The organism is Acrocarpospora catenulata, from assembly GCF_018476525.1.
GTDB classification, from domain to species: Bacteria; Actinomycetota; Actinomycetes; order Streptosporangiales; family Streptosporangiaceae; genus Acrocarpospora; species Acrocarpospora catenulata.
In genome coordinates, this window is the sequence record NZ_JAHCST010000015.1 from 1 (window position 1) to 21,080 (window position 21,080).

The window sequence follows — 21,080 nt, forward strand, 5'->3', positions numbered from 1 at the left end:
AAACAATGCTTGAAGAAATGCTCCTGGCCAACATTCACATGAATGTCAACCAAAGGAATCCGTCAAAAATGACGGGGTTGTGCATCATGCACTGGCTTTTAGCACACTGTTGAGTTCTCAAGAAACGCACACGTACTTCCAGCAGTCGAATCGGAGGATTCTCAACCGGAGGTGTCGGTTACGCTCTGTCACCATCCTGGCAGCTTTCTGATCTTTGTCAAATCACTCCGAAGCGGAGTCCTTGACACCAACCCGATTGCCTTGCCCGGATTCGGACTAGCCCCATCTGGGGCAACCCCTCTAACTTACCCGACTTCCGACCGCTATGCAACACAGCGTCCGAAAGGCCTTGTTTGTAGGGAGTTGTCGGCTCTGACCACTGGCCGCACCGACTGGACAAGACTAACAGCCGCACCGAGCTCTCACGCCCACAACCGCGCACCTCCTGATCAAAAACGGGTAGAACCGGGATCGTGAACGGGTTAGGAGTGCCACGCGCGTTGACCGTCCTGCTGGCCGCGGCAGGGGCGGTGGTCACGCTCGCCGGCATCCAGGCGGTGAACTCGATCCTCGGGCCCGCCATGCTGGCGCTGGTGCTGGTGATCGCGGTGTCGCCGCTGCGCTCCTGGCTGACCCGGCGGAACGCGCCACACTGGACCACCGTCGCGGCGCCGCTGGCCGTGGTGCTGCTGGTGCTGCTGGGCATGATGGCGATCCTGTCCCTGGCGGCGGCCCAGCTGGCGCTGCTGGCGCCCAACTACTCCGGCCAGTTCCAGCGCCTGCTGACCGAGGTGGAGCAGTGGCTGGCCAGCCTCGGGGTGACCGGGGAGCAGATCAACAAGTCGATCCAGTCCTTCGACCCGACCCAGTTCATCGGCGTGGCGCAGGGCCTGCTGGCCGGGGTGCTGGGCGCGCTGTCCAGCCTCTTCCTCATCGTGGTGCTGGTGCTGGCGATGAGCCTGGACGCGCCGGTCTACGCCAAGATCATCGACGCCGCCCGGACCCACCGCCCGGCGATGTACAAGGCGCTCACCACGTTCACCTCCCGGACCCGCCGCTACCTCATCGTCTCGACGGTCTTCGGACTGATCTGCTCGGTGCTGGACGTCATCGCGCTCTACATCCTGGACGTGCCGCTCCCCCTGCTCTGGGGCATCCTCGCGCTGATCACGAACTACATCCCCAACGTGGGATTCGTGCTGGGGCTGCTCCCGCCCGCCCTGCTCGGCCTGCTCAGCGGGGGATTCCGGACGATGCTCCTGGTCATCCTGGCGTACGTCGTGATCAACGTGGTGATCCAGTCGTTCATCCAGCCGAAGTTCCTGGGGGACGCGGTCGGGCTGTCCACCACGGCCACGTTCCTGTCACTGATCATCTGGGCGTTCGTGCTCGGGCCGCTGGGCGCGCTGCTGGCCATCCCGCTCAGCCTGCTGGCCCGGGCGCTGCTGATCGACAGCGACCCTAACGCTTCGATGGCGGCGGCCCTGATTTCCGGCGAGCCGCCTGCCCCGGAGCCGACGGAGACGTAGGGTCGTGGCCATGACCACGCGGCGCTGGGACATCGACGAGCGGCAGACCGGGATCTGCGACGGCTCCGCCATGGACCCGCAGGTCCACAGCCTGTTGGAGGCGATGAAGCGGGACGGCTGGGTGACCGAGGAGCCACACGTCCACCTGCTCCCGCACCTGCGCACCGCCTGCGGCGAGGACTGGACACTGACCGGCGAGCGCCTCCTGGAGGACGGCGTCTACGAGGTCACCCTCACCGCGCACCCCGGCGACCAGAGCGGCACCCAGGGCATCGAGCTGCACCGCGCTGCGATCCGCCTGCTCTCCGCCATCGCCGAGCCCGCCTTCTTCGTACGGCAGAGCGAGCCCGGCGTGTTCGACTGCGTGACCGGCGTGCTGGACGGCGACCCGCCCGGCTTCCGCAGCCACGGTCACCTGGTCAGGCTGATTTTGAACTGACCGGGCTGGCCTCAGCGGGTGCCGGCAGCGCCGGGGCCGCCTCCCTGCGGCTCCACGGGATGGCCGCGATCAGCAGCGGGAAGAGGATCACCGAGCTCATCGCCCACGGCGAGTGCAGTTCGCCCCAGGCCTGCCCGCGGAACTGGGTGAGGATGAGGTAGCCGGTGGCCGCCCAGGCCGAGCAGCCGATGATCACCGGCCAGGCCCACCGGGTCGGCCGGGCCACCAGGAACGGCATGAACCAGAGCAGGTACTGCGCGCCCAGCCGGGGGGTCACGATCATGAAGCCGAGCAGGATGGCGATGGTGACGTCGATCGGGTCGGCCTTGCGCCACCAGTAGAGGCAGAACGCGGCCACGGCGTAGATCAGGTACTGGCCGAGCTTCAGCTTCCAGGTGCTCAGGTCCCAGTTGCCGCCGCTGCTGATCGCGGTCCAGCCCCAGTCGCCGGTGATCGGCCGTACGTCGCTGGGCCGGAGGCTGATCGTCTTGAGCACCTCGGTGAGCTGGTCCCAGCGCACCCAGCCGCCCAGCGGCATGGTGAGCAGGAAGGCCACCGGCGGTACGGCCACCGCGACCATGGCCACGATCCGGGAACGCAGGCCGGGCAGGAACATCAGCATCCCGGGGATGAGGATGGCCGGCCAGCTCTTGGCACAGAGCGCAAGCCCCATGAGCAGGCCCGCGTAGACGGCCCGCCGGGTCGCCGTGACGTCCTCGGGACCGGGCGAGACGAAGCTGCGCCACATGCGGGCGGGCCGGTCCAGCAGGGGTTCGCCTCTGCTCCACTCCCCCGGGCCTCTGGCCACCACGTACGCCGCGACCGCGAAGACCAGCGAGACCGGTTCGACCTGCCCGTGCAGCGAGGCGACCAGGAGGGCCAGCGGGTTGCAGGCGTACTGGAAGGCGCGCAGCCCGGCGTCCCTCCCGCCGGCCAGGCGGCCCACCAGGGGGATGAGGATCAGGTCCGCGACCACGGTGACCAGCCGCCCGGCGATCTCCCAGGGGATGCCGGCCCAGAGCAGCAGGCCGTACACGTACGGGATGGTGGGCAGGAAGTGCCAGCCGCTGTTGACCGGGTTGCCGCCGTTGAGGATGGCCTCGCCGGCCGGGCGGAAGCTGTTGACGTAGTCGATCGGCTGCCAGTGGCTGGCCGCGGCGAAGGCCATGATCAGCACGCGGACGGCCAGGCCGACGCCGAGCGAGACGGCGAGCGAGGGTTGCCACCCCCGGCGCTGGGCGAGGACGGCCAGTACGACACCGGTGACGAGAACGAGGCCCGTGGGGATTGCGTAGTCCATGACGCCGACCAGCCTGCCCGAAGGAGAGGCCGATCAGCCACTCGGCCGACAAAATCAAGGAATGTACGGCTCGCGCCCGTCGTCCCGGCGCGGACGCGAGCCGTACAGCTCAGGACCGGCTAGAAGCCGGCGGTGATGCGGGTGAAGTCCCAGTTGTTCTGGGAGATGCCGGAGCAGTTGGAGACCACGCCGCCACCCGGGCAGGGCCGGTCACGGTTGACCGACCAGTACGCGAAGCGGGTCAGGCCCTTGGACTTGGCCCAGTCCCTGATCGCGGTCCAGGCCGCGGTGGTGGTCAGCTCCTGCTGGTCGGACAGGCCGTTCATGCCGGAGATGCCCATGTGCGCGTACGCCTGGGCGTCGGTCCAGCCCCAGGCGGCCTTGAGCGCGTTCTTCAGGCCCTCGGAGGCGTTGATGGTGTCCTGCTGGATGTTGCCGCTGCCGAAGTCGAACGGCATGATCGTGTAGTTGTCGATCGGCACGTTGAGCGCCTTGGACTGGTTGATCAGGCGGATACCGTGCGAGTTCGGGCCTGTGGTGGTGGTGCCGAAGGTGACCACGACCTTGACGTTCGGGTTGTTCTGCTTGACGATCTTGAGGCCGTTCAGGATGCGGTCCTGCACGGTGTAGTTCTCGAACTCGTCGAAGTTCTCGATGTCAAAGTCCACCACGGCGGGCCCGACGGCGTTGATGACCTGCTGCACCGCGCCCGCGAAGGCGGCCGGGGTCGAGCAGTTCGGGCCGAGCTTGTTGCCCTGCCAGCCGCCGAAGGAGATCTGTACGCTGCCGCCCGCGTTCTTGATGGCCGTGATGGCCGCCGCGTCCGCGCCGCCGGTGAGCGGCCGGTTGCCGTCCCAGGCCGGGTTGCAGCCACCGCTGGACAGGATGAACGCCATGGTGAAGGACTTGACGCCGGTGGCGGCCATCACGGTGGCGGGCGCGGGCGGGTCGCCCCAGCCCATGTACAGGTACGGCGCGCCGGGCATCTTGCCGCCGGTGGGCGGGCAGCCGGTGGTGGAGCCGGTCACCGAGCCGCTGGACGCCGACTCACCGTTGTTGTTGTACGCCCGGACGGTGTAGGTGTGCGTGGTGCACGTGCCGAGGCTGCCCACGGTGGCCGAGGTGCCGGTCACGGTGGCCCGTACGGTGCTGCCCTCGTAGACGCGGTAGCCGGTCACGGTGCCGGTGGAGGCGCCCCAGGAGAGCGAGATCGAGGTGTTGGTGGTCCCGGTCACCGAGGGGGTGCCCGGTGTGCCGGGGGTCCCGGGCGGGGTGCCGCCGGCGCAGGAGGCGCCGTTGAGCGTGCAGTTGCTGACGACCGCGCCGGCCCCGCCGGGGCTGCCGTTGAAGCCGAAGCTCGCGGTGGCGCCCGGGTTGATGGTGCCGTTCCAGCCGACGTTGGTGAAGGTGAAGCGCTGACCGCTACGGGTCATCGCGGCGTCCCAGAAGGAGCCGATGTTGGAGCCCGCGGGCAGGTCGAAGGCGACCGACCAGCCGTTGATGGCGGTGGTGCCGCCGTTGGTGATGACGAACTTGCCCTCCCAGCCGGTGCCCCAGTCCTGGACCTTGGTGAAGACGGCCGTGTTGGGGGCCGCGAGAGCGGGGGTGGCGACGGCGATGCCGCCGGTGAGAGCGAGTGCGAGGGTGGCGAGGGTGGCCCACGCCCGCCGTCCGGTGCCTAACCGTAATTTCATGATTTGTCCCATCAGAGCGCGTTGAGATACGGGCGGTGACTGCGGGAGAACTCGAAAGCGTGGTACTTGTCCCAGTTGATCGACCAGGTCATCAGGCCACGGAGGCCCGAGTAGACCCCGCGCGGCCGGTAGGTTCCGCAGCCGGTCCCCTTGGCCAGGCAGGTGAAGGCCTTCTGGACCTCGGCCACGGTGGTGAAGCCGTTGCCCGCGTACGGCGCGGCGGGCAGCCCGATGGCCACCTGGTCCGGCCGGAGCGCGGGGAAGACGTCGGCCGTGTTTCCCCGGACCGGGAAGCCGGCCAGCAACATGTCGGTCATCGCGACGTGGAAGTCGTGACCGCCCATGGTGTGGTACTGGTTGTCCAGGCCCATGATCGGCCCGGAGTTGTAGTCCTGGACGTGCAGCAGGGTCAGGTCGTTGCGCAGGGCGTGGATGACCGGCAGGTAGGACCCGGAGCGGGGATCGGCCCCTCCGGTGCCCGGGCCGTAGAACTGGTAGCCCAGCTGGACGAAGAACGTCTCCGGCGCCATGGTGAGCACGAAGCGGGAGCCGTACCTGGCCTTGAGGGAGCGGATGGCGGCGATCAGGTTGACCACCACGGGGGTGGTCGGGCTGCGGAAGTTCGTGTCGCCCTGGTTGAGGTAGAGCGAGTGGCCCTCGAAGTCGATGTCGAGGCCGTCCAGGCCGTACTTGTCGATGATCGCGCCGACGGACTGCACGAACTTGTCGCGGGCGGCGGTGGTGGTCAGCTGGACCTGGCCGTTCTGGCCGCCGATGGAGATGAGCACCTTCTTGCCGGCCGCCTGTTTCGCTCGGATGCCGGCGATGAACTGGGCCTCGGTCTCCACGTTGGGGCACTCGGCCACCGGGCACTGGCTGAACCGGATGTCGCCGGAGGTGACCGAGGTGGGCTCGCCGAAGGCGAGGTTGATGAAGTCCCACTCGTTCGGCACGTCCGCCATCCGGATGTATCCGGACCCGTTGGCGAACGAGGCGTGCAGGTAGCCGACCATCAGCCGGTTGCCCGCCGGCGGGGGCGGCGACGGGCTGGGCGAAGGTGACGGCGAGGGTGAAGGTGAGGGGGACGGCGACGGGGAGGGGGAGGGCGGGGGTGTGCCGGGGCCGTCGAAGACGATGTCGTCGGCGTAGTAGGTGCCCTGGCCGTACCAGCCGTTGACGTAGACGGTCACGCTGGTCTGCCCGGCGGCGGTGGTGAAGGACCGGGTCAGCTGGGTCCAGGCAGCCCCGGGCGCGGCCCAGGTCTCGCTGAACCCGACGGCGCCGAGGAACACGTAGTTGCCCCGGACCCAGGCCGACAATGTGTACGCGGTGTTCGGTTGCACGGTGATGGTCTGCTGGCAGCGGGCGAAGTCGTTGCCCGCCGGGGTGGCCGACAGGGCGCGGGTGCCGCCGTGCACGGGACTGGTGACGGTGGTCGCGCCGGCCGCGCAGGTCCAGCCGGTCAGCCCGGACTCGAAGCCCGGGTTGGCCGCGATGTTGGCGGCCTGGGCGGGCTGGGCGACCAGCACCGCCCCGGCCAGGACCAGCGCCGCCGCGACCGCCAGGCGGATACGGATGCGTTTCATCGGGAATTCCTTACGGCAGCGTGTTCAGGTGCGGCTTGACGGTCCGGGAGAAGTTCCAGTTGTTGCTGGCGTCCCAGTTGATCGACCAGGTCATGGCGCCCCGGATGGCCGGGTACGCCCGCGGCGGCACGAAGCTGCCGCAGTTGGTGCGGGTGGCCAGGCAGGTGAGGGCCTGGTTGACCAGCGAGGGGGAGACCACGCCGCCGCCGGCCGCGCCGGGCCCCGCGGGCAGGCCGAGCGCCACCTGGTCGGGCCGCAGGCCGTTCTCCAGCTGGATGCAGGCCAGCGCGGTCATGAAGTTGACGGTGCCCTGCGAGTACGCGAAGGACTGGTCGCAGCCGAGCATGGAGCCGGAGTTGTAGAACTGGGTGTGGACGACGGTGAGGATGTCCTTGATGGCCAGGGCGAGCTTGAAGTACTCCATCCCGGTGGACTGCATGTCGATGGTCTGCGGCGCCATGGTGATGATCAGGTTGGCGCCGGCCTTGGTCCGCAGCTGGCGCAGGGCCTCGCCCATCCACTGCGCGTTGAGGCCGTTCTCCAGGTCGATGTCCACGCCGTCGAAGCCGTAGCTCTGCATGATCGCGTAGACCGAGTTGGCGAACTGGGTGGCCGCGGCGGCGCTGGCCACCTGGACCCGTCCCGCCTCGCCGCCGACCGAGAGGATGACCTTCTTGCCGCGCGAGTGCAGGGTCTGCACGTCGGCCCGGAACTGGGCGTCGGTGTAGCCGCCGAGCGCGCTGGACAGGCCGGGGTCGAGGGCGAAGGTGACCTGGCCGGGGGTGCTGGTGGCCTCGCCGAAGGCGATGGCGATCAGGTCGTACTCGTTGGGCACCGCCGACAGCCGCAGTTCGACGGCCGGGTTGACGAAGTTGTGCCAGTAGCCGGTGAGGAAGTGCTTGGGCAGCGGGCCGATCGGGCAGCCGCTGGTGGAGCCGCTCACCGGGTCGCTGGCGGGCGATTCGCCGACCGAGTTGTAGGCCCGCACGGTGTAGGTGTGCGCGGTGCAGACGCCCAGGCCGCTGTGGGTGGCCGAGGTGCCGGTGACGGTGGCGCGCAGGGTGGTGCCCTCGTAGACGCGGTAACCGGTCACGGTGCCGCTGGAGGCGCCCCAGGAGAGCGAGATCGAGGTGTTGGTGACGCCGGTCACCGTGGGGGTGCCGGGTTTGCCGGGCACGCTGGGGCCGCTCGGGCTGGGTGACGGGGACGGGGACGGGCTTCCGCCGCCGCCGCAGGAGGCGCCGTTGAGGCGGCAGTTGCTGATCACCGCGCCGGCGCCACCGGGGCTGCCGTTGAAGCCGAAGCCGACGGTGCCGCCCGGGTTGATGGTGCCGTTCCAGCCGACGTTGGTGAAGGTGAAGTGCTGGCCGCTGCGGGTCATCGTGGCGTCCCAGAAGGAGCCGATGTTGGACCCGGCGGGCAGGTCGAACTCGACGCGCCAGCCGTTGATGGGGGTGCTGCCGTCGTTCAGGACGACGAACTTGCCCTCCCAGCCGGTGCCCCAGTCCTGGACCTTGGTGAAGGTGGCCGTGGCGGCGCGGGCGGGGGCGGCGGTGAGAAGGACGGCGGCGACGGCGACCATGAGCGCGACGAGCGCTGATGGCAACCGCCAGGCAAACCTGCTCTGCATGTCACAACCTCTGCGGAGATCGGATGGGGAAGGCCATGCGGATCCGTACGGCCGTTGGACGGGGGCCGTACTTGGGGGGCGCGTCTGGTGACGGGACGCAGAGGGAGGGGATGAAGTTGGCTGTTCTTTTAGGAAAGTTTCCTAAAAGTTAGGCCGATGCTAGCTCCGGGTCAAGGGCGCGAGCAAGACCTAATTCAGCTGGTGTTTCAGGCGGATGAACCCCTGTGACCAGGCATGGCGAAAGCTGACGAGGACCGCCCGGCCAGACTCGGCGGTCCTTGTCAAGATCAGTCGATGCCGTTGGCGATCTTGTATTCGCGCCAGCGTTCCAGAAGCTTGGGCATCTCGGCGTCGACGAACATGTAGTAGTCCCGCATGGCGGCCATCCGCCGCCCGCTGACGCTCTCCGCGCCGAGCGCCTTGGCCGAGTCGTCGGCCAGGTCCGCGAGCATCTTGAACAGGGTGGTCTTCAGCACGGTGACCTCGTACCAGGCGTCGGAGGGCAGCCGGTAGGCGTCGCGGCGGGTGCCTGGCACGTGCTCCCTGGCGAGCATGTGGAGCTGGATGAGGTAGCGCACGGCGCCGGAGACGGCGGCAGGGCTGACACCCAGCCGCTCCCCGATGTCGGCTGAGGTCAGGACGTCCTCGTCGGCGGTCATGACGGTCATCAGCACCCGGGCCGCCATCCGCGGGAATCCCCAGTCGGAGAGCATCATGGCTATACGCTCCGCCGACTGGCGGCTCGCCTCGTGATCTCGCATACCCCTCCCACTTCTTGACGGAAACCATACGGGATCCATACGTCCGTACAGCTTTCACAAAATTGTGAAACCAGTGTAGCTTCTGAAACTATGGAAAACGCCATCATGGTGTCCGGCCTCCACAAGAGTTTCGGCAGGACACACGCGCTGAACGGACTGGACCTGACGGTCGGGACCGGGGAGGTGCACGGTTTTCTGGGCCCTAACGGGGCAGGCAAGTCCACCACCATCCGGGTGCTGCTCGGGCTCCTGAAGGCCGACGCCGGGACCGCCCGGCTGCTGGGCGGCGACCCGTGGGCCGACGCCACCACGCTGCACCGCCGCCTGGCGTACGTGCCGGGGGATGTCACGCTCTGGCCGAGCCTGTCCGGCGGCGAGGTCATCGACCTGCTCGGGCGGTTGCGCGGCGGGCTGAACAAGGCGCGCCGCGCCGACCTGCTGGAGCGCTTCGACCTGGACCCGCGGAAGAAGGGCCGCACCTACTCCAAGGGCAACCGGCAGAAGGTCGGCCTGATCGCCGCGCTCGCCTCCGACGTGGAACTGCTCATCCTGGACGAGCCCACCTCGGGCCTGGATCCGCTGATGGAAGAGGTCTTCCGGGACTGCATCCGCGAGGAGAAGCGCAACGGGCGCACCGTGCTGCTGAGCAGCCACATCCTGGCCGAGGTGGAGCAGCTCTGCGACCGGGTGAGCATCATCAGGAACGGGCAGACCGTGGAGACCGGGACGCTGGAGAGCATGCGCCACCTCACCCGGACCTCGATCACGGCCGACCTGGCCACCCCGATCCAGGACCTGCCCGGCGCGCACGGCCTGCGGGTGGAGGGCACCCGGGTGCACTTCGAGGTGGAGCCCGACCTCCTGGACGAGGTGCTCAAGCACCTCACACACGCCGGAGTGCGGGGGCTGGTCAGCCAGCCGCCCACCCTGGAGGAGCTCTTCCGGCGCCACTACCAGGCGGCGTCATGACCGGCACCTGGCCGCTCATCCGGCTCATCCTCCGCCGCGACCGGGTGCTGCTCCCCCTCTGGGTGCTCATCCTCTGCTCCCTGCCGGCCACCTACGCCGCCAGCTTCGAGGGCCTGCTGCCGGACGCGGCCTCCCGGCACCAGTACCTGGTCACCACCGCCGACACGCCCTCCATGGTCTCGCTGCTCGGCCCGGTCTTCGGCGACTCGATCGGCGCCCTCACCGCCCAGCGGGTGGGCATCCTGTACGCCATCGTCGCGCTGATCAGCCTGCTCACCGTGATCCGGCACACCAGGACCGAGGAGGACGCCGGGCGGCGGGAGCTCATCGCCGCCACCGTGGTCGGCCGGTACGCGGCGCTGTCGGCCGCACTGATCGTGACGGTGGCCGCCAACCTGCTGCTGGCGCTGCTGATCGCGGCCACCCTGGCGGGCCGGGGGGCCGGCGGCGCGCTGCTGATCGGGCTGTCCTTCGGGACGGCGGGCATCACGTTCGCCGGGGTCGGCGCGCTGGCCGCGCAGCTCACCGAGGGCGCGGGCGCGGCCAGAGGGCTGGCCATCACCGTGCTGGGCGCCGCCTACCTGGTCCGGGCCGCCGCAGACACCTCCGGGTCCTGGTTCGCCTGGGTGTCGCCGCTGGCCTGGGGACCGCAGACCCGGCCGTTCGCCGAGGAGCGGTGGTGGCCGCTGCTGCTGCCGCTGGCGCTGCTGGCGGTGACCGCCGCCGTGGCGTACCGGATCTCGGTCGGCCGGGACGTCGGCGCCGGGGTGATTCCCGCGCGGCTCGGCCCGGCGGAGGGCAACGGGCTGGCCAGCCCGCTGGCCCTGGCCTGGCGGCTGCAGCGGGGGCTGCTGATCGGCTGGACCGTCGGGCTCGGGGTGGCGGGGCTGGCCCTGGGCGGCACGGTCTCGGCCGTGGACGAGGCGCTCAAGGACAACCCTCAGATGGCCGAGCTCATGGCCCGGCTGGGCGGCACCGCCTCGCTCTCCGACGCGTTCGCCGCCGGGTTGTTCGCCATCATGGCGATCTTCGTCGCCGCGTACGGCATCCAGGCCGCGCTGCGCATGCGCGCTGAGGAGACCGGGCTGCGGGCCGAACCGGTGCTGGCCACCGCCGTCGGACGGCTGCGCTGGGCGGCCGGGCACGTGCTGTTCGCGGTGGCCGGGCCCGCGCTCGCGCTGGTGGTCCTCGGGGTCGCCCTGGGCATCAGCTACGGCGGCGCGCTGAACGACGTCGGCGGCCAGATGCCCCGGATGATGGGGGCCGCCCTGGTCCAGCTCCCCGCGGCGGCGGTCCTGACCGGCCTGGCGGTGGCCCTGTTCGGGCTGCTCCCCCGCCTGTCCGCGGCGGCCTGGGGCGCCCTGGCGGTCTGCCTCCTGCTCGGTCAGGTCGGCGCGATCCTCCAGCTCAACCAGGCCATCCTGGACATCTCCCCGTTCACCCACACGCCGCACCTGCCGGGCGGCGACCTGTCCCCCACCCCCGTCCTGGCCCTGACGGCCGTCGCCGCCGCCCTGATCGCCGCCGGTCTGTACGGCTTCCGCCGCCGCGACATCGGCTAGACCGGCGACCCCGCCTCGGAGGCGACATGCGCCACCGAACGCGGCTGCTCCTGCACGTTGGCGAAGTCGAGATACCGGAGCGCGGCACTCTCCCAGCCCACGCGCAGGAGCTCCCGGTCGGCGGGCACGAAGGCGGTCAGCAGGAACCGCCGCCCGGCGGCCTCGCCGAGCGCGTCCAGCTGGGCGCGGAACTCGGCCAGCAGCGCGGTCAGGTTCTTCGGGTCGTCCTTGCTGACGTGGTTGCCGGCGTGTCCCGGGCCGCCCGGCCACTCCCAGTCCACGTCGATGCCGTCGAACACCCCGCCGCCGACCCCGATGCCGCCGCGCGTGCCGAACAGGGGCAGGTCGCCGCGGAGGTACATGTCCACGCAGGACTTCACGAACCGCTCCCGGCCGGCCTCGGTGCGGGCCACGTCGGAGAAGTACTTGGAGTACGTCCAGCCGCCGATCGAGATCAGCACCTTCAGGCCCGGGTACTTGGCCTTCAGCTTCCGCAGCTGGTTGAAGTTCCCGGCCAGCGGCGCGTCCGCCAGGTCGGCGACCCCGTCCACCGACTCCGCGGCCGAGAAGGCGCGCTGGTAGTCCGCCCAGGCGTCACCCGCGCCGTCGCCCTGCCGGGGGTCGGCCGGATCGGCGCCGGGCGGCATGGTCACCCCGTTCAGGCAGGTCAGCTCCTCGGGGTGGATGTTGGCGTAGCCGTAGTTGAGGTAGGTCAGCCGGGCGGCGGTGCCGTCCAGGTCCAGACCCTTGATCGTGTAGGTGCCCCCGAAGAGGCCCCGCTGCCGCACGTGCGCGATGAGCGGCCCGCGCGGCCGCGGGGTGGCGGTCACGGTGACCGTCACCGCCGGGGTGGGCGTACGCCCGAGGGTGACCCGTTTGCTCGTGGTGGCGCGTTCGACCGCCTGGGCGTACGGAGGGGTGTACCAGGTGAGAAAGAGGGCGGCGACGACCATCGCCAGGACCAGGACGGCGAAAGCGCCTCGCGTGGTGGCTCCCATGAGGGGCTCCGGAAAGGCTGAGGCGTCGAAACAAGATGACGCAGGTGGGACGGGAGTGGTTGAAGTGAGTTGGCGGGAGCGTAGTGGCCGCGTCACACCGCGAACAAGTGCCTGCACGTTAAAGGCGGGTTATCGCTGACTAATGCGGCAGCGGGGCACGTTCCACACCAAAATGTGATCTGCGTCACGATTGATTGTTTCAGGCCGAAGGGCCCGCAGGGCGTGAGCGGCGGCACACGGCGCGAACCGTGTGCCGCCGGGGCGTTACTCGACGGTGAATCCGCTGAACAGCAGGAGTGCCAGGCCCAGGGCCAGGGCGAGGTTGACCACTGTCGCCGCGCCGAAGACGGCGATGGGGCGCCAGCCGGCGGCGCGGATTCCGGCGGGGCGGAACTCCAGGCCGATGCTGACGAAGGCCAGGATGAGGAACCAGACGCGCAGGTCGTTGGCGACGCCGATGGTGGCCTTGCCATCGGCGGCGGCGACCGTGGTGAGGTACCAGGTGGCCGCGATCGAGGCGATGATGAAGCCGAGCACGAACTTGGGGAAACGACGCCACAGCTCGGACAGGCCCGGAGCGGCGGCGTCAGGACGCCGCTCGATGCGGAAGGCGAACCACGCGGTCAGGGCGATGACCACGATGCCGATCAGGGCGTTCTGGGTGACCTTGACGATGGTGGCCACGGCGAGCGCGTCGTCGCCGACGATGGCGCCCGCCGCCGTGACGGCGGCGGTGGTGTCGATGTTGCCGCCGATCCAGGCCCCGGCGACCTCCGGTGAGAGGCCGAACAGGGAGGCCAGCCAGGGCAGGATGAAGATGGACGGCAGGGCGAACACGATCACCAGGCTGGCCGCGTAGGCGAGTTGCTCCCGCTTGGCCTGTACGGCTCCCGCCGCCGCGATGGCCGCGCTGACCCCGCAGATCGACACGGCGGCCGACAGCAGCGCCCGCAGCTTGTCGTCCAGGCCGAGCCTGCCGCTCAGCCACCAGGTGAACAGGAACACCGACAGGATCAGCACGGTGCCCTGGATGATGGCAGGGCCCGCGGCGGTCACGATGACCTTGAGGTTGATGGACGCGCCCAGCAGAACCAGGCCGGTCTTGATGAAGAACTCGGTGCGGAAGCCGCCGGCAAGCCGGTCGCGTACGCCGATCGCGGTGAGGATGGCGTTGCCGACCAGGCCGAGGATGATCGCGTAGACCGGGTACTCGATGGCCGAGGCGAGGTCCCCTTCAAACCATTCGGGGACGTTCTTCTCCAGGAACCGGGTGGCGGCGCCGAGCACCAGCACGACCAGGACGCCACCGGCGGTCCAGGCCCAGCCGTCACGGGGAGCGGTGGTCTCCGCGGGCCGGCTCGCGAGGTTGTCCGTGCTCATCACGGCACCAGCCCGGTCGGGATGACGCCGGTCAGCACGAGGACGAGCAGCAGCAGCCCGACGGCGGTGGCCGCCCAGTCCTCGTTGAACGCGGTCCGGGACTCCTGGCTGGTGGGGGGTTCGGGATCACTCATGGGGAGGTCTCCTTGACTGGGGGAGATTTCATAGTAATCCCATAGGGATTATCGGTAAATAACCCAGCAGCGGAGGCGGCAGATGACGGGATATCGTGACCCTCGCAGCGAATCAGGAGAGTGCACCATGTTCTACGGCATCACCGACATCTGGACCTACGTCATCGGTGCGTTCCTGATCGTGCTGCTCCCCGGGCCCAACTCGCTCTATGTGCTCTCCACCGCCGCCCAGCGGGGCGTGCGCCAGGGTTACCGCGCGGCGGCCGGGGTCTTCGTGGGCGACAGCGTGCTGATGGTGGCCACCGCCGCCGGGGTGGCCTCGCTGCTCAAGTCCAACCCGCTGCTCTTCGCCATCGTCAAGTACGCGGGGGCCGGATACCTGGCCTGGATCGGCATCGCCATGGTCCGGGGCGCCTGGCGGGCCTGGCGCACCCGCAGGGAGAACGCGGCGGAGGCCGGGGAAGCCGCGCTGGAGACCGCCGGCAGGCCGTTCCAGAAGGCGCTGACCATCAGCCTGCTCAACCCCAAGGCGATCCTCTTCTTCGTCTCCTTCTTCATCCAGTTCGTGAACCCGGCGTACGGCGCGCCGGCCATCTCCTTCCTCATCCTGGGCGCGATCCTGCAGGTCTTCAGCGTGCTCTACCTGTCGGCGCTCATCTTCAGCGGCACCTTCCTGGCCGGCCAGTTCCAGCGCCGCCGCGCGCTGTCCGCGGGCCTGACCACCGGAGTCGGTGCGCTTTTTGTCGGATTTGGTGCGAAACTCGCCACGGCGAGCCTGGGCTGACGTTTCACGGGGTAAGAACCCTGTAACTCCAGGCTTGTCCCCTAGGGGAAAGGCTCGGATCCCCCTAAGGGTCGGGTACGGTTACTCGTCAGCCACGCACTGCCCACGCGTTTCGGCATACCTCCTCGGGCAGGCGACTGAAGCCTTAGCGTCGGTTCGCCGCCGCGCCGAAGGAGCTCCATGACGCACTCTCCTATTGCCCTGCCACGGCTTACTGCCATGATCAGGCAAGCAGTGCCCAAGCTGCTCGAAGGTGTTGTCGCCCCACTCGCCGTCTTCTACACGGCACTCACCCTGCTCGGTTTCACCGGCGCCCTGATCGCCACCCTGACCTGGGCCTACGTCGGAGTGGGCTGGCGGCTGTTCCGGCGCCAGCGGGTGCCGGGCACCATGCTGCTGGCCGCCATCGCCATCACCCTGCGGACCGTCATCGGGTTCTGGACCGGCAGTCCGGTGGCGTACTTCATCCAGCCCGAGCTCGGCACCATCCTGCTGAGCATGGTCTTCCTGGCCTCGGTGGGGTTGCGCGCCCCGCTGGTGCAACGGCTGACCCTGGATTACATCCACCTGCCCGCCGTGGTGCTCCGGCACCGGCGGATGCGTCAGTTCTTCGCCCGGATCACGCTGCTCTGGGCGTTCGTGCTGCTGGCTAACTCAACGGTCAGCATCTGGTTGCTGTTGCATCAGTCGATCAATTCGTACCTGCTGGTTCGCACCGCGGTGGTGGCGGTCATCACCGGCGTGGCCTTCGGCGCCTCGATTTGGGCGTTCCGCCGGGTGCTGAACCGCCTGCACGCCGAGGCCCCAGCGAAGTAAAGGTCGCATTTGGCGTAATTCATGTCAGTTTGTCCGCTTTGTTTAGCGGCAATGTTCACGGCATGAGTCCTAAGTCGAAGAAGAACCCGCGCCAGACCGGCACGCCGGAGAACCAGCCTCAGCCGCAGCGCCGGCAGGAGGAAATGCCCGGCCACCCGAACAGCAAACCCGCCTCCCGCGAGCCCGGCTCGCGCGACTCGATGCCACACCGGCGGCAGGGGAGCTGATCGGCCCTACTTTGGGTAACGCGGGCACGGCGCCGGGGTAACCGGCGCCACGGATCCACTCCGGATCCGCCCAGGCAGGGAGCCCGCCGGCCTCGGGTTGCCCGTCATCGCGCGAGACGTGGCAACCCGGCGCTAACCATCCGGGCCTGGGCATATGTCGTACGATCTGGCCATGGACTCCCCCGGCACCGCACTCGTCACCGGCGCCTCCCGCGGCCTCGGCGCGCACATCGCCGAGCGGCTGGCCGCGGACGGCTGGCACGTGGCGCTCAACTACGCGCACGACACGGCCGGGGCCACCGCGGTGGCCGAACGCATCCGGGCCCGCGGGGGCGCGGTCACCGTCCACCGGTTCGACGTCACCGACGAGACGGCGGTGCGCGCGGCGCTGGCCGAGATCGGGCCGGTCGCAGTGGTGGTGAACAACGCCACCGGGCCGCAGCCGCTGATCGAGGTGGACCAGCTGACCTGGGAGGACCACCTCCACCATCTGCGCTTCTTCGTCAAGGCGCCGTTGCTGATCCTTCAGGCCGTGCTGCCCGCCATGAAGGCGGCCGGACGCGGGCGCGTCATCAACGTGGGCAGCGAGGTGACCGACCTCGGCAATCCCGATATGTCGCATTACGTTGCGGCGAAGGCGGCGATGCATGGGCTGACCCGGAGCTGGGCCCGAGCCCTCGGCCCGTACGGGATCACCGTCAACACCGTGGAACCGGGCTGGATCCCGGTCGAGCGCCACGCCGCCAACACCGAGGCGGACTACGCCGCCTACCTGGGGGGCGTCGCGCTCGACCACATGGGCACCCCGGCCGACATCGCCGACGTGATCGCCTTCCTCGCCTCCGACGGCAGCCGGTACGTCACCGGCCAGCGTCTTGCCGTCAACGGCGGCAAGACGATGACCTGATGACGTCGAGTCTCCTCAGAGACAGGTGATGGCGGACGGCCCCGGCGTGGACGACCCGCCGGCCTGGAACCCGAAGGTCGCCGTCGCCCCGGCGGCCAGGTTGGTCTGCCAGGACGGACCCCTGATCGTCCAGGTGCTCCCGCTCGTCGTGATCACCGCGTTCCAGGCGCTGGTGAGCGTGACCCCGGCCGGCGCCGTCCACCGCACGCCCCAGTTGTTCCACGCCGTGGTGCCCGTGTTCCGCACGGTCACATTCGCGTTGAACGCCCCCTGCCAGGAACTGGCGACCTCATAGGTCACCGAACACCGCGCCACCGCACTGGGCGACGGGCTGGGCGAAGGAGACGGAGACGGTGAAGGCGAGGGAGACGGAGACGGCGAGGGAGACGGAGACGGCGAGGGAGACGGAGACGGCGAGGGAGACGGCGACGGGGAAGGCCCGTTCGTCGTGTAGGTGACCGGCGTGTAGGCCGGCCCGCAGTTGGACCCGCAGGACGTGGGCAGGCTGAAGCTGTAGACCCGCCCGTTGTTGATCAGTTGGTCGGACGCGTCCCGCACCCGGATCTGGAACTGCGATCCCCCGGTCGTCGTCCCGCCGATGACGTACGACTGCCCCATGTCGCCGTTCATCTGCGCGGTCTGCCAGCTCCCGTTGGCGAAGTACTCCACCCCGTGGATCCCGTTGGCCAGGTGCGACACCGCGATGGCCGGCCACCAGACCTGCGCCCCCTGCAGGAACCCGATCCTGATGTCCCCGCTGTAGCTGGGCGCGGGCACGAACTTCCAGGTCAGCCGCCGGTTGTTCCAGTGGGCGGGCTCCATGTCCCCCACCGGCGCCCCGTTCTTGACGAACTGGTTCAGCGACGCCTTGGCCAGATCCAGATGGTACGGATCATCCCGGCACCACCCGTTGGGGTCCCCGCAGCTGTCGGCCACGATCATGGTGAGCGTGGCCCCGTTGTAGGCGTCGGTCACCCACGACCCGTTCCGGCAGAACGCCTGCCCGGGTGCCCCGTCGTTGATCCCGGTGCAGTAGTCGGACACGGTCACCTGCACGTACCGCCCGCAGTTGAGCCCGTTGTTCCACATGCCGGCCTTGGCGAGGTTGGCCCCGGTCAGCGGTCGCGGGTAGAAGTTGTAGTCGCCGGGCGTGTTGTACACGTTCAACGCCACGAAGTGCGGCGAGTCCAGCTGCCCCTGCGGCAGCCCGCACCCACCGTACGGCGAGCCGAGCGCGTCGAACCAGGTCCCGTTGCCGGTGACGGGATTGACGGGATCCGGCAGCGCGTGCACCGGTTGTTGCCAGAGCAGAACCGCCAGGCAGAACACCACCAGGGCACCCAGCCGATTCCATTTACGACGGAGCATGTCCCCTCCCGGGAAGCCGTAACCGGCCCCACCGTTCTCCCGGCCGCCCCACCGGTCAAGGCCGCACCCCCCGCACCCGGCCCTGACCTGCCAGGATTCCCCGTTCGACCTGCACGTTTCAGAGCGGCCCCGAGAGGCCTACTCGGGGAATCCAGCTCGATCTCAGGGTGATCCCCGATGGCTCACGGGGTTGCGGAACGGAAGGCTTCGAGTAGCCGCCAAGCCGGGGCGAGGCAGCGGAAATCTCCCGTTTCCTGGCCGGATGCCCGAATGAGGGCTTCCGGCCATCACGCCATGGCTTCATGCGGATGAGAGGGGAGTCGCATGACTGTGCTGGCGGCGGCCGTGGCGCTGGTGGGATCGATGTTCTTCGCGCTCGGCGCGGCGTTTCAGCAGTTCGAGGCGGCCACCGGTAACGAGTCCAGCCTGCGGGTGCTGCTACGCCGCCCGCGCTGGCTGCTCGGCGGGGCCGCCATCACCGTCGGCGCCGGTCTGCACATCTTCGCGCTGAGCCTGGGCCCGCTCACCGTGGTGCAACCGATGGGCGTGGCCAGCCTGCTCTTCGCGCTGCCGATCGCCGCCGCGCTGCACGGCCGCCGCCCGGCCAGGGGCGAGCTGGCCGCCGCCTGCGCGGTGAGCGCCGGATTGATCGCCCTGGTGCTGATGGTCCCCAAGGCCACCGAGCCGCCCCACCTGAGCGGCCCCGCCGGAGCCTTCCTCCTGGCCTCGGCCGCGCTGGCCGCGCTGCTCTGCTGGGGTCTGGCCGCCCGCGCCGCCCCCGCGGCCAGGACCGCGCTGCTGGCGGTCGGCGCCGGGGTGATGTACGGCGCCACCGCCACCCTGGTCCGGGTCCTGGTGGAGGGCGCCCGCTGGGACCTCTGGCTGATCGCCGCGATCCCGCTGCCCGCCCTGGTGGCGCTGATGCTGCTCCAGCGGGCGTACGCGGTGGGGCACTTCGGGGTGGCGTTCGCGGCCCTCCAGGTGAGCGACCCGCTGACCGCGGTCACCTTCGGCGCCCTGCTCCTCGACGAACCCCTGCCGTCCAACGGCCTGGCCGCGCTCGCCGCCGCCACGCTGGCCGGGGCCGGCACGGTCGCCCTGGCCCGCACCACTCCCCTGAAATCCCCCTGATCGGAGCCCGATATGACCATGCCCGCCCCGCAGGCCGAAGCGCTCGCCGTACGGCCGAGGCGGATCCTCATCGCCACCGACACCTACCCGCCCGACGTGAACGGCGCCGCGTACTTCACCTACCGGCTGGCCACGGGACTGGCGGCGCGCGGTGCTGAGGTACACGTGGTCTGCGCCTCCGACGACGGCCCGCCGCGCACCGAGACGGTGGACGGGGTGCGGCTGCACCGGCTGCGCTCGGCCCGGCTGATGGTGCACCCGACCATGCGGGTGACCGTCCCGGCCGGGCTGACCCGCACGGTCTCCCGGCTGATCGAGCGCATCGGGCCGGACGTGGTGCACACCCAGGGCCACTTCGTGGTGGGCCGGGCGGCGGTGGCGGCGGCCAGGGACCGGGTGCCGGTGGTGGCCACCAACCACTTCATGCCGGACAACCTCTTCCAGTTCGCGCACATCCCCGGACGGCTGCGCACCGGGGTGGGGAACCTGGCCTGGCGGGACTTCAGCCGGGTGTTCGCCCGCGCCGACCACATCACCACCCCCACCCCGATCGCCGCCGGGCTGCTCACCGAGAAGGGGTTCCGCCGCAAGGTGGAGGCGGTCTCCTGCGGCATCGACCTGCGCCGCTTCCAGCCGCAGCCCCGGCAGTGGGCCCGGCGGCGGTTCGGCGTGCCGGACCGCCCGACCATCCTGTTCGTCGGCCGGCTGGACGAGGAGAAGCGCCTGGAGGAGCTGGTCCGCGCACTGCCGCTGGTGGTCAACGAGGTGGACGCGCAGGTGGTGCTGGTCGGCGCGGGCAACCGCCGGGAGGCGCTGGAGCGGCTGGCCGCGCGCATCGGGGTGGGCGAGCGGGTGCGCTTCCTCGGCTTCGTGCCGGACGCGGACCTGCCGCAGGTCTACTCGACCGCCGACGTGTTCGCCATGCCCGGGGTGGCCGAGTTGCAGAGCATCGCCACGCTGGAGGCGATGGCCAGCGGGCTCCCGGTGGTCGCGGCGGACGCGATGGCGCTGCCGCACCTGATCGACGGCAACGGCTTCCTGTACCAGCCGGGGGACGTGCACGAGCTGGCCCGGCATCTGGTGACCGTGCTGGCCTCGGAGGAACTGCGGGCCCGGCTGGGGCGGGCCAGCCTGGCGCTGGCCGCACAGCACGACCACGAACGTTCGCTGGCCCGGTTCGAGGAGATCTACACGGAGGTGGCACGCGTATGAGGCGACTGGCGATGGTGGGGCCCGGCCTGGCGCTGGCCGTGATGGGAGTGCTCCACCTGGCCTTCCCCGGGGTGGTGGACCCGCTGAGCGGGCTGCTCAGCGACTACGCGCTGGGGGACCGCACGGGGGCGCTGTTCCTGCTGGGCATGCTGGCGCTGGCCGCCGGGTCCTGCGCCGCCGCGTACACGCTGGCCCAGTGGGACCCGATCAGGTCGGCGGCGGCCCGGGTGCTGCTGCTGGTGGCCTCGGCGGGTCTGGTGCTGTCGGCCCTGTTCCCGACCGACCCCGCCCCGGACGTGAGCTCGCTGTCCGGCGAGATCCACCGCTGGTCCACCGCGCTGGTCTTCACCGCCATCCCCGGCGCCGGCTGGATCCTGGCCAGGCAGTCCCGCCGCCCGCTCCCCCTGGTCCGGGCGCTCAGCCTGGCCAGCGTCATGATCCTGGCGTCGTTCCTGCTCAGCCACCCCGGCTCGCCGGTGGCCGAGCTGCTCGGCGGACCGGCGTTCTACGGGCTGCTGGAACGGGCGCTGGTGGTGGCGGAGATCGCGCTGCTGATTGTGATGGGCGGGACGAACGCCCTGGAACGCCCGACAACAAGTAAAGAACTACCGGATCAGGCCCATTTCGCGAGAAGTGTTGGTTAATGTCCTATC

General features: G+C 69.8%; 20 protein-coding genes. 11 read left to right on the forward strand and 9 right to left on the reverse strand.

The window, feature by feature from the left end:
- The first annotated feature begins 473 nt into the window (after window positions 1-473).
- Window positions 474-1,529: an AI-2E family transporter gene (locus KIP79_RS17670; RefSeq protein WP_308169761.1), complete on the forward strand. Its 1,056-nt coding sequence runs from the start codon at window positions 474-476 to the stop codon at window positions 1,527-1,529.
- A 10-nt stretch (window positions 1,530-1,539) separates the two neighbouring features.
- Window positions 1,540-1,968: a hypothetical protein gene (locus KIP79_RS17675; RefSeq protein ID WP_214105932.1), complete on the forward strand. Its 429-nt coding sequence runs from the start codon at window positions 1,540-1,542 to the stop codon at window positions 1,966-1,968.
- On the opposite strand, the gene KIP79_RS17680 is transcribed toward KIP79_RS17675, so the two are convergent.
- The 5 genes from KIP79_RS17680 to KIP79_RS17700 all read right to left on the reverse strand — a co-directional run bounded on the left by KIP79_RS17680 (window position 1,949) and on the right by KIP79_RS17700 (window position 8,939).
- The gene (locus KIP79_RS17680; RefSeq protein ID WP_214105933.1) at window positions 1,949-3,268 is read right to left on the reverse strand and encodes a hypothetical protein; all 1,320 of its coding nucleotides are present in this window, start codon (window positions 3,266-3,268) and stop codon (window positions 1,949-1,951) included. The two genes, KIP79_RS17675 and KIP79_RS17680, sit on opposite strands and share 20 nt — an antisense overlap.
- A 119-nt stretch (window positions 3,269-3,387) precedes the next feature.
- Complete coding sequence (locus KIP79_RS17685; RefSeq protein ID WP_214105934.1) at window positions 3,388-4,962, reverse strand: cellulose binding domain-containing protein; 1,575 nt, start codon at window positions 4,960-4,962, stop codon at window positions 3,388-3,390.
- 11 nt (window positions 4,963-4,973) lie between these two features.
- A complete protein-coding gene (locus KIP79_RS17690) occupies window positions 4,974-6,548 on the reverse strand; it encodes a chitinase (RefSeq protein ID WP_214105935.1) in 1,575 nt (524 codons plus the stop codon).
- Window positions 6,549-6,558: 10 nt separating this feature from the next.
- Window positions 6,559-8,178 carry a chitinase gene (locus KIP79_RS17695; RefSeq protein ID WP_214105936.1) on the reverse strand — a complete coding sequence of 540 codons (1,620 nt, stop codon included), beginning with the start codon at window positions 8,176-8,178 and terminating at the stop codon, window positions 6,559-6,561.
- A gap of 287 nt (window positions 8,179-8,465) precedes the next feature.
- Complete coding sequence (locus KIP79_RS17700) at window positions 8,466-8,939, reverse strand: GbsR/MarR family transcriptional regulator (protein ID WP_214105937.1); 474 nt, start codon at window positions 8,937-8,939, stop codon at window positions 8,466-8,468.
- 90 nt (window positions 8,940-9,029) lie between these two features.
- Between KIP79_RS17700 and KIP79_RS17705 the strand changes: the two genes are divergently transcribed.
- Window positions 9,030-9,908 carry an ABC transporter ATP-binding protein gene (locus KIP79_RS17705; RefSeq protein ID WP_214105938.1) on the forward strand — a complete coding sequence of 293 codons (879 nt, stop codon included), beginning with the start codon at window positions 9,030-9,032 and terminating at the stop codon, window positions 9,906-9,908.
- Window positions 9,905-11,470 carry an ABC transporter permease gene (locus tag KIP79_RS17710; RefSeq protein ID WP_214105939.1) on the forward strand — a complete coding sequence of 522 codons (1,566 nt, stop codon included), beginning with the start codon at window positions 9,905-9,907 and terminating at the stop codon, window positions 11,468-11,470. The genes KIP79_RS17705 and KIP79_RS17710 overlap by 4 nt, the downstream gene beginning before the upstream one ends.
- On the opposite strand, the gene KIP79_RS17715 is transcribed toward KIP79_RS17710, so the two are convergent.
- The 3 genes from KIP79_RS17715 to KIP79_RS48410 form a co-directional block, all read right to left on the reverse strand.
- On the reverse strand, window positions 11,467-12,468 hold the full coding sequence (locus KIP79_RS17715) for a glycoside hydrolase family 18 protein (RefSeq protein WP_308169762.1): 1,002 nt from the start codon (window positions 12,466-12,468) through the stop codon (window positions 11,467-11,469). The two genes, KIP79_RS17710 and KIP79_RS17715, sit on opposite strands and share 4 nt — an antisense overlap.
- Before the next feature lie 264 nt (window positions 12,469-12,732).
- On the reverse strand, window positions 12,733-13,848 hold the full coding sequence (locus KIP79_RS17720; RefSeq protein WP_214105940.1) for a YeiH family protein: 1,116 nt from the start codon (window positions 13,846-13,848) through the stop codon (window positions 12,733-12,735).
- A complete protein-coding gene (locus KIP79_RS48410) occupies window positions 13,848-13,982 on the reverse strand; it encodes a hypothetical protein (protein WP_256447313.1) in 135 nt (44 codons plus the stop codon). The genes KIP79_RS17720 and KIP79_RS48410 overlap by 1 nt, the downstream gene beginning before the upstream one ends.
- Before the next feature lie 127 nt (window positions 13,983-14,109).
- Here KIP79_RS48410 and leuE point away from each other — a divergent pair, with 127 nt between their 5' ends.
- The 4 genes from leuE (at window position 14,110) to KIP79_RS17740 (ending at window position 16,716) form a co-directional block, all read left to right on the forward strand.
- A complete protein-coding gene (leuE, locus tag KIP79_RS17725; protein ID WP_214105941.1) occupies window positions 14,110-14,766 on the forward strand; it encodes a leucine efflux protein LeuE in 657 nt (218 codons plus the stop codon).
- Between the two features lie 219 nt (window positions 14,767-14,985).
- Window positions 14,986-15,582, forward strand: coding sequence for a VC0807 family protein (locus KIP79_RS17730; protein WP_250213399.1), 597 nt, complete (start codon window positions 14,986-14,988; stop codon window positions 15,580-15,582).
- A gap of 62 nt (window positions 15,583-15,644) precedes the next feature.
- Entirely contained in the window at window positions 15,645-15,809 is a 165-nt protein-coding gene (locus tag KIP79_RS17735; RefSeq protein WP_214105943.1) for a hypothetical protein, read from the forward strand.
- Between the two features lie 172 nt (window positions 15,810-15,981).
- Window positions 15,982-16,716 (forward strand): SDR family oxidoreductase, encoded by a 735-nt coding sequence (locus KIP79_RS17740; protein ID WP_214105944.1) that lies wholly within the window; start codon window positions 15,982-15,984, stop codon window positions 16,714-16,716.
- A gap of 15 nt (window positions 16,717-16,731) precedes the next feature.
- Here the strand turns inward: KIP79_RS17740 and KIP79_RS17745 are convergent, their stop codons facing one another.
- Window positions 16,732-18,084 carry a cellulose binding domain-containing protein gene (locus KIP79_RS17745; RefSeq protein ID WP_214105945.1) on the reverse strand — a complete coding sequence of 451 codons (1,353 nt, stop codon included), beginning with the start codon at window positions 18,082-18,084 and terminating at the stop codon, window positions 16,732-16,734.
- A gap of 324 nt (window positions 18,085-18,408) precedes the next feature.
- Here KIP79_RS17745 and KIP79_RS17750 point away from each other — a divergent pair, with 324 nt between their 5' ends.
- The 3 genes from KIP79_RS17750 to KIP79_RS17760 are packed head-to-tail and all read left to right on the forward strand — an operon-like array spanning window position 18,409 to window position 21,071.
- Window positions 18,409-19,215, forward strand: a complete 807-nt coding sequence (locus tag KIP79_RS17750) for a DMT family transporter (RefSeq protein WP_214105946.1) — start codon at window positions 18,409-18,411, stop codon at window positions 19,213-19,215.
- Between the two features lie 18 nt (window positions 19,216-19,233).
- Window positions 19,234-20,427 carry a glycosyltransferase gene (locus tag KIP79_RS17755; RefSeq protein WP_214106097.1) on the forward strand — a complete coding sequence of 398 codons (1,194 nt, stop codon included), beginning with the start codon at window positions 19,234-19,236 and terminating at the stop codon, window positions 20,425-20,427.
- Window positions 20,424-21,071, forward strand: coding sequence for a DUF998 domain-containing protein (locus KIP79_RS17760; RefSeq protein ID WP_214105947.1), 648 nt, complete (start codon window positions 20,424-20,426; stop codon window positions 21,069-21,071). Before KIP79_RS17755 ends, KIP79_RS17760 begins: the two co-directional genes overlap by 4 nt.
- Window positions 21,072-21,080 lie beyond the last annotated feature (9 nt).